Source organism: Amphritea atlantica, assembly GCF_018860855.1.
GTDB classification, from domain to species: domain Bacteria; phylum Pseudomonadota; class Gammaproteobacteria; order Pseudomonadales; family Balneatricaceae; genus Amphritea; species Amphritea atlantica_A.
In genome coordinates this window covers 1-8,329 of record NZ_JAHKQE010000007.1, presented here as the reverse complement: position 1 = coordinate 8,329, position 8,329 = coordinate 1, and the positions used below count along the sequence as shown (strand labels likewise).

8 protein-coding genes are annotated in these 8,329 nt (G+C 46.4%); 7 read left to right on the top strand and 1 reads right to left on the bottom strand.

The genetic code is table 11. The features are described 5' to 3' along the window. The first annotated feature begins 355 nt into the window (after window positions 1-355). Both KO512_RS02605 and KO512_RS20420 read left to right on the top strand, forming a co-directional pair. Window positions 356-616, top strand: coding sequence for a succinate dehydrogenase assembly factor 2 (locus tag KO512_RS02605; protein ID WP_215950785.1), 261 nt, complete (start codon window positions 356-358; stop codon window positions 614-616). Further along, entirely contained in the window at window positions 594-1,040 is a 447-nt protein-coding gene (locus tag KO512_RS20420) for a protein YgfX (protein ID WP_354667727.1), read from the top strand. The genes KO512_RS02605 and KO512_RS20420 overlap by 23 nt, the downstream gene beginning before the upstream one ends. Here the strand turns inward: KO512_RS20420 and nadB are convergent. Further along, the gene (nadB, locus tag KO512_RS02595) at window positions 1,021-2,616 is read right to left on the bottom strand and encodes an L-aspartate oxidase (protein WP_215950783.1); all 1,596 of its coding nucleotides are present in this window, start codon (window positions 2,614-2,616) and stop codon (window positions 1,021-1,023) included. The two genes, KO512_RS20420 and nadB, sit on opposite strands and share 20 nt — an antisense overlap. 251 nt (window positions 2,617-2,867) lie before the next feature. On the opposite strand from nadB, the gene rpoE reads away from it, so the two are divergent. The 5 genes from rpoE (at window position 2,868) to lepA (ending at window position 8,283) form a co-directional block, all read left to right on the top strand. After that, the gene (rpoE, locus tag KO512_RS02590) at window positions 2,868-3,452 is read left to right on the top strand and encodes an RNA polymerase sigma factor RpoE (RefSeq protein ID WP_126158336.1); all 585 of its coding nucleotides are present in this window, start codon (window positions 2,868-2,870) and stop codon (window positions 3,450-3,452) included. A gap of 143 nt (window positions 3,453-3,595) precedes the next feature. Continuing rightward, window positions 3,596-4,444, top strand: a complete 849-nt coding sequence (locus KO512_RS02585) for a MucB/RseB C-terminal domain-containing protein (RefSeq protein WP_215950782.1) — start codon at window positions 3,596-3,598, stop codon at window positions 4,442-4,444. 6 nt (window positions 4,445-4,450) lie between these two features. After that, window positions 4,451-4,885, top strand: coding sequence for a SoxR reducing system RseC family protein (locus KO512_RS02580; RefSeq protein ID WP_215950781.1), 435 nt, complete (start codon window positions 4,451-4,453; stop codon window positions 4,883-4,885). A gap of 38 nt (window positions 4,886-4,923) precedes the next feature. Beyond that, complete coding sequence (locus tag KO512_RS02575) at window positions 4,924-6,324, top strand: DegQ family serine endoprotease (RefSeq protein ID WP_215950780.1); 1,401 nt, start codon at window positions 4,924-4,926, stop codon at window positions 6,322-6,324. 159 nt (window positions 6,325-6,483) lie between these two features. After that, window positions 6,484-8,283: a translation elongation factor 4 gene (lepA, locus tag KO512_RS02570; RefSeq protein WP_215950779.1), complete on the top strand. Its 1,800-nt coding sequence runs from the start codon at window positions 6,484-6,486 to the stop codon at window positions 8,281-8,283. Window positions 8,284-8,329 lie beyond the last annotated feature (46 nt).

Genomic DNA, 8,329 nt, shown 5'->3' with positions numbered 1-8,329 from the left:
GCTCGGTGATCGGCGTTGGGTTGGCATTGGATCGTGGGTCGCTTGGGTTATTCTCTGGTGCGGTTCGTTCCTCATCTCACCTTACGGGTCGTCCTGTGGCCATGGTGTGGTTCGGGAATCCTTCGTACATCTATCCAATATTTTAACGTTATACTGATAGCTACCATAAATGGCTGAAGAGGTCTGTGATATGGTTCAAATCGGTTTGCCTTGTTCTCCAGAATGGCTTTGTAGCTTAATTGGGGTGTTGTTTGGCTTGCTAGGAGGGGTAGTTATTTTATATATTGCCTGTCTCGTTTATCAGGCTTGGCGCGATAATCGTGACAACTGATTTCACTTAATAAGCAGGTAGATAATGTATACCGAAGAAGATATTCGCCGTTTACGTTGGCAGAGCCGAAGAGGCATGTTGGAGCTGGACGTATTGTTTGTGCCTTTTGTTGAAGAAGTGTTTGCTGACCTTGATGAGGAGGATCAAGATCGTTTTGTGAAACTGCTTGCTTGTGAAGATACCGATCTATTTGTTTGGTTGATGGAGCGGGGTGAGGCAGAAGACCCCGATATGCAACGTATCGTACGGATAATTTTGGATCGTGTTCAGCCCGCTTCAAGTTGAAATTAGACCCTCTGCTATCGGTAAGGGGGCATTTCTTTTACTGACAGCTTTGTCCATTTTCTCTGTCTGGATCTCGGGTCTGACTCTTAGTTTAAAAATCCCTCTGACTTTTATATGTAGTGGTTACTTGATTTATTGTTGGCCGCGTTTCATTGCTCTTACTCACCACCGCTCGGTGACTGGATTGCGCTGGTTAGCCGATAAGAAGGTCGGCGCTATCTGTCTTGCTGGTAACTGGGCAGAGATAGAGACGGTTCAACAGCGACTAACTTTTCCAATGCTGCTTGGCCTTAGCGTTAAGCTTAGGGAGCAGCAGGGCTCAGTCGCTGTTGTTATTTGGCCGGATAGTGTTTCAGCAGACCAATTTCGTAAGCTGAGGGTTTTACTGCGTTTCGCAACGCCGATCAATGCCAATCATAATTGATGGGGGTCAGAATGGTATCTCTGGCTTCTAATCCACTTTCCGGATAATCGAGAGTGTAGTGAAGACCTCGGCTTTCTTGTCGGCGCATCGCTGAGCGTATGATTAGGTCGGCAACCACGGCTAGGTTACGTAGTTCAAGCAAGTCTCGGCTTACCTTGTAGTTACTGTAATACTCACCAATTTCCTGTTGTAGCAGGTCCACCCTGTGTTTTGCACGTTGTAGGCGTTTGTTCGTTCTCACTATACCGACGTAATCCCACATAAAGCGTCTGAGTTCATCCCAGTTGTGGGCGATAATGACATCTTCATCAGAATCGGTTACTTGGCTTTCATCCCAAGCTGGAATCTCAGGCAGCTGACCCAATGGGTGGTTATGATTGATGATATGACTTGCTGCGGAAGATGCGTAGACGATGCATTCTAGCAGGGAGTTGCTTGCTAACCGGTTGGCACCATGTAATCCAGTAAAAGATGTTTCACCGATGGCGTAGAGGCCTTCGACATCACTCATGCCATGTTGGTTGACCATGATTCCGCCGCAGGTGTAATGGGCCGCAGGGACAACTGGGATTGGCTCTTTGGTAATATCGATTCCGTATTTTAAACAGCGTTCATAGATGGTTGGGAAGTGCTGTGTAATAAAGTCTGCCGGTTTATGCGAAATATCTAAGAAGAGACAGTCGCAGCCAAGTCGTTTCATTTCATGATCGATAGCTCTAGCAACGATATCCCGTGGCGCTAATTCGCCCCTTTCGTCGAACCTGTCCATAAAACGGCTACCGTCGGGAAGCCGTAGTTTACCGCCCTCGCCACGTACCGCTTCTGAGATTAGAAAAGATTTTGCTTGTGGATGGTATAGGCAGGTAGGGTGGAATTGATTGAACTCAAGGTTTCCTACCCGACAGCCGGCCCGCCAAGCCATGGCGATACCATCGCCTGAGGCACCATCAGGATTGCTGGTATAAAGATAGGCTTTGCTTACGCCACCCGTTGCTAATACTGTTGAGCCGGCCTTAAATACATTCACATGGCCACTGTTGTGGTCGAGAACATAGGCACCAATACAGCGGTTTTCAGGCAGGTTGAGTTTATGTCGTGTAATTAGATCAACGGCAATATGATCTTCAAACAGATGTATATTGCTACGGTTGCGAGCTTGCTCTATCAATGTTTGTTGTATCGCCTGACCTGTAGCGTCGGCTGAGTGAATAATTCGGCGATGGCTGTGGCCGCCTTCTTTTGTCAGGTGGTATTCATTGCCCTCACGGGTAAAAGGAACACCTTGATTGATTAGCCATTCAATACTCTCTTTTCCGTGTTCAACGGTGAATGCAACGGCGTCTCGGCGGCTGAGGTTCGCGCCTGCGGTGATAGTGTCCTGAATATGTGCCTGGGTACTATCGGTATCATCAAGAACCGCTGCGACGCCACCCTGAGCTTGGTAGGTGGAACCGCTGGTCAGGCTGGCTTTACTGAGAACCGCTATTTTGTACGAGTCAGGAAGTCGCAGGGCAAGTCCAAGTCCGGAGGCACCACTGCCAATGATTAAGACATCATACTGAAACTCATTACTCATCGGCGTATTCTCTACTGCTATTAGTTCAAGGGCTAATTATTGCCTGAACCTAGTTCTTGGGCCAGTGTATAAGATCAAATTTATTAATTTTTTTTGATATCTGGGAACTAAGTTGGTTGATGGCGCTCTTACTTTATAACTTAAGCTCAACTCTGGTAAAGGGTTGCATGAAATAGGGGGTGGCATTCATACTTCCTTGTAGCGACTAATAGCTACATTAGTTTGGAACTGTTCACACAATAAGGAATCGAATGTCCAGCGAAAGCCAAGCATCGATAGATCAAAAGCTGGTCAAGCGAGTTCAGGAAGGTGATAAAACCGCCTTTGATCTGTTGGTGAAAAAATACCAGCATAAAATTATTGGACTGATTGGTCGATATGTATATGACCATCATGAAGCGATGGATGTGTCTCAAGAGGCTTTTATAAAAGCTTACAGGGCACTGCCTAATTTCCGTGGCGATAGTGCCTTTTATACATGGCTATATCGTATCGCAATTAATACGGCTAAAAACCATCTGGTGGCTAAGGGTAGAAGACCACCAGATATGGATATCGATGTAGACGATGCTCACCATCTTGAAGGTGACAGCGGGTTGAAAGATATTGAAACACCTGAGAATAGCTTATACCGAGACGAATTAGCCCGAGTGGTTAGAAACGCGATGGATAAGTTACCTCAGGATCTTCGTGCGGCGCTGTCATTGCGAGAGTTTGATGGGCTGAGTTACGAAGATATTGCTCAAATTATGGATTGCCCAGTCGGCACTGTACGTTCGCGTATATTCCGTGCTCGGGAAGCGATCGATAAAGAGATTGCGCCGCTGTTGAATTAGTCTTGTCGAGCTGAGGTTTAATGGTTTGGTAGGCTGAAGCAGAGCGTCAAATTAAACGGCTACATTGTTTAATACTAATAATGGGTGGAGTTATTTCCCCCGTATCTGTGACTACAGATACTTAATTCGTGAGGAGTTGGCTAATGAGCGAACAACCCAAGGAAGCTCTTTCCGCATTGATGGACAATGAAGTTGGTGACTTTGAGTTACGCAGCCTGTTGAAGCAGAGTGCTGAAAATAAAGAGCTGCCAGAGCAGTGGCAACGTTATCATGTCGCCAGTTCACTCCTTAAAAATGAACAACTCAGCAGTGGTGATATTAGCGCTGCGGTGATGCAGGCGGTTGATTTAGAGCCCGCGTTGGAAAAAGCTTCTGTCGACATCGCTGAAAAAGAGGGGCTTTTTCGGAAAAGCTTTTTCAAGCCGTTGATGAGTATGGCCGTGGCCGCTTCAGTAACGGCGGTTGTTATTTTAGGCGGACAGAATTTCGGGCTTAATTCTCAATCGACGGTGGATGCTTCTCTGGCGCAAGCACCTCAGCCCGCGACGACGATAGGTCAGTCAAGCTTTGCTGCTTCTAGCAACTTGATGCGAGCTCAGTTTGGTGCGCCGGCTATAGCGCATCAAACCGAGAGTAATAATGACAATATTATTCGTTTTAATGCCGGCCTGAATAGTTACATTCAACAGCATAATGTTTTGCGTCAAGGCCAGTTGGTTAGCTCAACACCGGGATGGATTCCTGATGGTTATTCAGCCGTGAAAAATGCTATGGCACCGGGTGCAGAACTGACAGTATTCAGTAATGGGGTTAATTCATTTACGCTGAGTATTGAGCGAACTGGTAATTCAGCTGTTCCTGAAGGTGCGACTCAAATGGGTGATATGGTTGCTGTTGGTAAAAAAGTGGATCAGTTCTTTGTGACTGTCGTGGGTGATGTGCCTTTGATGGTGGCGGATAGAGTCGCTAATTCTATTGAAAAAGTACAGTAATTAACAATGCTTGAAGAAAAAGGTCGGGTCGTCCGTGTTGGCTCCGGAATCGTCTGGATTGAGATGATTAAGCAGAGTGCCTGTTCCAGTTGCAGCGCTCAAAAGGGCTGCGGACAAAGCCTAATCGCTAAAATAGGTGATGGAAAAAGGCTGGAGATTCAGGTCGATAATCCAAACCAGATTGACGTTACGGTGAATGATCAAGTTACGCTCGGCGTAGGTGAACGTTCATTTTTAACGGCCTCTTTATTGGTTTATATGTTGCCACTGCTGGCCATGTTTATTGTGTCTGTTACGGTGCAGCTGGCAGGGTTCTCTGAACCTAAAGTGATCTTGAGCGCTATTTTAGGGTTGGCAGGTGGTTTCCTGTTAACCCGGTTTATCTCTGGTTTGATAAGCCAAAACTGCAGTTACCGGCCGGTGCTGCTTCGTAGAGTCTGATTTACATTTAGTAATAATTGATAGACAGGATAAACGATATGAAACTAGTCAGAGCGACTTTCAGTCTGGTTCTTTTCTGGTTGTGTGTAAGTAGCGTGCATGCTGCACTGCCAGAGTTTAAAGATTTAGTGAAACAGGCATCACCTGCGGTCGTCAATATTAGCACTGTGCAGCAGATGCCGACTCAGGTTCAGGGTATCCCTGATTTACAGTTACCTGAAGGTCAGCAAATTCCCGATATTTTCCGACATTTTTTCCGTATCCCAGAAGGTTATGGTAATTCGCAAAAGCATAAAGCTCCGCAATCATTGGGCTCCGGTTTTATTATTTCGGAGGATGGTTATATTTTGACTAACCACCATGTGGTAGCTGATGCCGATAAAGTGATCGTGCGTCTGAGTGATCGTCGTGAGCTTGAAGCTAAAATTATTGGCTCTGATAAGCGCTCTGATGTCGCATTATTGAAAATTGATGCCAGCGATTTGCCTGTCGTAAAAATAGGTGATTCCGCTAAAGCAGAGGTAGGTGAGTGGGTACTCGCTATCGGCTCTCCATTTGGTTTCGATCACTCTGTAACAGCGGGTATTATTAGCGCTACGGACAGAAGTCTAGCTAATGAAACCTATGTGCCCTTTATTCAGACCGATGTGGCGATCAACCCAGGTAACTCCGGTGGGCCGCTGTTTAACTTGAAAGGGGAAGTGATCGGTATTAACTCCCAGATCTATACCCGTTCCGGTGGATTTATGGGCTTGTCTTTCTCCATCCCAATGAATGTTGCAATGGAAGTTGTTGATCAGCTTAAGGATAACGGTAAGGTAAGCCGCGGTTGGTTAGGCGTTATTATTCAGGAAGTGAGCCGTGATTTAGCGGAGTCGTTTGGTTTAGATAAGCCTGAAGGGGCGTTAGTTGCCACTGTTCTGCCTGATAGCCCAGCAGAAGCGGCAGGTATTCGTGAAGGGGATATTATTTACAGCTTTAATGGGCATCCGATAGAACGTTCCGGTGATCTGCCTCATCAGGTTGGACGTATTCCTCCGGAAACGGATGCCACAGTAGGTGTTGTACGTGGTGGAAAGAAAAAATCAATTACTGTGACGATTGGTTTACTGCCTGCATCGGGTGAAGCGATTAAGACATCGACTAAAAGTAAAGAAGCCTTATCTAACCGGCTAAATATCCAGTTGAGTGAGTTGGATGATCAACTGCGGGAACGGTTGGGAGTGACCAATGGTGTTGTCGTACGTCAAGTTGAAGAGGGTGCCGGTGCCGATTCTGGGTTGATGGTAGGTGATGTCATTACCATGCTCAATGGCGAAGACATCAGCTCAATCGACGATTTCACTAAGGTTGCCAAAGCGTTACCGGATAACAAGGCGGTGCCAATGAGAATTGTGCGTCGGGGTAGCCCAATGTTTATTCCGCTTAAATTAAAATAGTCAGTGCCATACAGGGGAGCTTTTTAGCTCCCCTGTTTATTTTCAGATGCATTTCTCTTTGATGGTCGTAACAGATGAAATACGGTACACTTGCCCGCTTCAGTATTGCACCCTGAAAATGGGGTTGCATGGTTAAATTTATTAGCTGGTGATTCCGTAGTGAGTAAGCTCGAACACATTCGTAACTTTTCGATTATTGCCCATATTGACCATGGCAAATCTACCTTAGCAGATCGCTTCATTCAGACCTGCGGTGGATTGGCTGAGCGGGAGATGGAGCAGCAAGTTCTTGATTCTATGGATCTGGAACGGGAACGCGGAATCACCATCAAGGCGCAGAGTGTAACGCTTAATTACACCGCCAAAGATGGCAAGGTTTATCAACTTAACTTTATCGATACCCCAGGGCACGTTGACTTCAGTTATGAAGTGTCTCGTTCCTTAGCGGCGTGTGAAGGTGCTTTGCTGGTTGTGGATGCCGCTCAGGGTGTTGAAGCGCAGTCCGTTGCGAACTGTTATACCGCATTGGAGCAGGGACTGGAGGTGTTGCCGATTCTCAATAAAATGGATCTGCCTCAGGCTGAACCTGAGCGGGTTCGTAACGAGATTGAAGAAGTTATCGGTATCGATGCCGAAAACGCGGTGGCCTGTAGTGCTAAAAGTGGTTTAGGCATTGATGAAGTGCTTGAGGCGCTGGTTAAACATATACCGGCTCCGGAAGGTGATCCTGATGCACCACTGCAAGCGTTAATTATCGATTCTTGGTTCGATAATTACCTTGGTGTTGTTTCGTTAGTGCGAGTAAAACAGGGTACTTTACGTAAAAAAGACAAAATTCTGATCAAATCTAATCGGCAGGTTCAGCCCGTCGATGGTGTCGGAATCTTTACCCCTAAGCGTAAAGAAACCGGTATTTTGCGCGCCGGTGAAGTGGGTTATGTGGTTGCCGGTATCAAAGATATCCATGGTGCGCCGGTGGGTGATACGATCACCCATGCTAAAACACCTGATGTTGAAACACTTCCTGGTTTCAAACGCGTTCAGCCGCAGGTTTATGCGGGCCTTTTCCCAACTAGCTCAGATGACTATGAAGACTTTCGTGAAGCGCTGGACAAACTGACGTTGAATGATGCTTCGCTGTTCTTTGAGCCGGAGTCTTCTGATGCGCTTGGGTTTGGCTTCCGTTGTGGTTTCCTTGGAATGCTCCATATGGAGATTATTCAGGAACGTCTGGAACGTGAATACAACCTTGATCTAGTCACCACTGCGCCGACCGTAGTTTACGAGTTGGAACTGAATAGCGGTGAGGTGGTTCAGATTGATAGCCCATCGAAACTACCGGATCCCGGCTCGATCAAAGAGATGCGTGAACCGATAGTCGAAGCTAATATTTTGGTGCCTCAAGAATATCTTGGACAGGTAATCGGCCTCTGTGTTGATAAGCGCGGCATGCAAAAGAATATGAACTTTGTCGGTAATCAGGTTCAGGTCTCTTATGAACTACCGATGGCTGAAGTGGTGTTGGACTTTTTCGATCGTCTTAAGTCGGTTAGTCGCGGTTATGCCTCCCTTGAATATAACTTTGTCCGCTTTCAGCCTGCTCAATTGGTGCGGTTGGATATTCTTATCAATGGTGAAAAAGTCGATGCGTTGGCGGTCATACTGCATAAGGATAATGCTCCATATCGTGGTCGTCTGCTGTGTGAAAAGATGAAAGAGTTGATTCCTCGGCAGATGTTTGATGTTGCTATTCAAGCGGCGATTGGCGGTAAGATTATCTCCCGAACCAATGTTAAGGCGCTGCGTAAGAACGTTATCGCTAAATGTTACGGTGGCGATGTTAGCCGTAAGAAAAAGCTGTTGCAGAAACAGAAAGAAGGTAAGAAACGGATGAAACAGGTGGGAAGGGTTGAAATTCCTCAGGATGCCTTCCTTGCAGTTTTGAAAGTTGATGGTTAGGACACAGACGCATGGATTTTGATTTTGCACTAATATTAGTGGTACT

What these genes read in the sequence shown, in the direction of transcription:
- rpoE (WP_126158336.1), top strand. Translation starts at nt 2,868, where the DNA reads ATGTCCAGCGAAAGCCAAGCATCGATAGATCAAAAGCTGGTCAAGCGA.
- KO512_RS02580 (WP_215950781.1), top strand. Translation starts at nt 4,451, where the DNA reads ATGCTTGAAGAAAAAGGTCGGGTCGTCCGTGTTGGCTCCGGAATCGTC.
- nadB (WP_215950783.1), bottom strand. Translation starts at nt 2,616, where the DNA reads ATGAGTAATGAGTTTCAGTATGATGTCTTAATCATTGGCAGTGGTGCC.
- KO512_RS02605 (WP_215950785.1), top strand. Translation starts at nt 356, where the DNA reads ATGTATACCGAAGAAGATATTCGCCGTTTACGTTGGCAGAGCCGAAGA.
- KO512_RS02575 (WP_215950780.1), top strand. Translation starts at nt 4,924, where the DNA reads ATGAAACTAGTCAGAGCGACTTTCAGTCTGGTTCTTTTCTGGTTGTGT.
- KO512_RS02585 (WP_215950782.1), top strand. Translation starts at nt 3,596, where the DNA reads ATGAGCGAACAACCCAAGGAAGCTCTTTCCGCATTGATGGACAATGAA.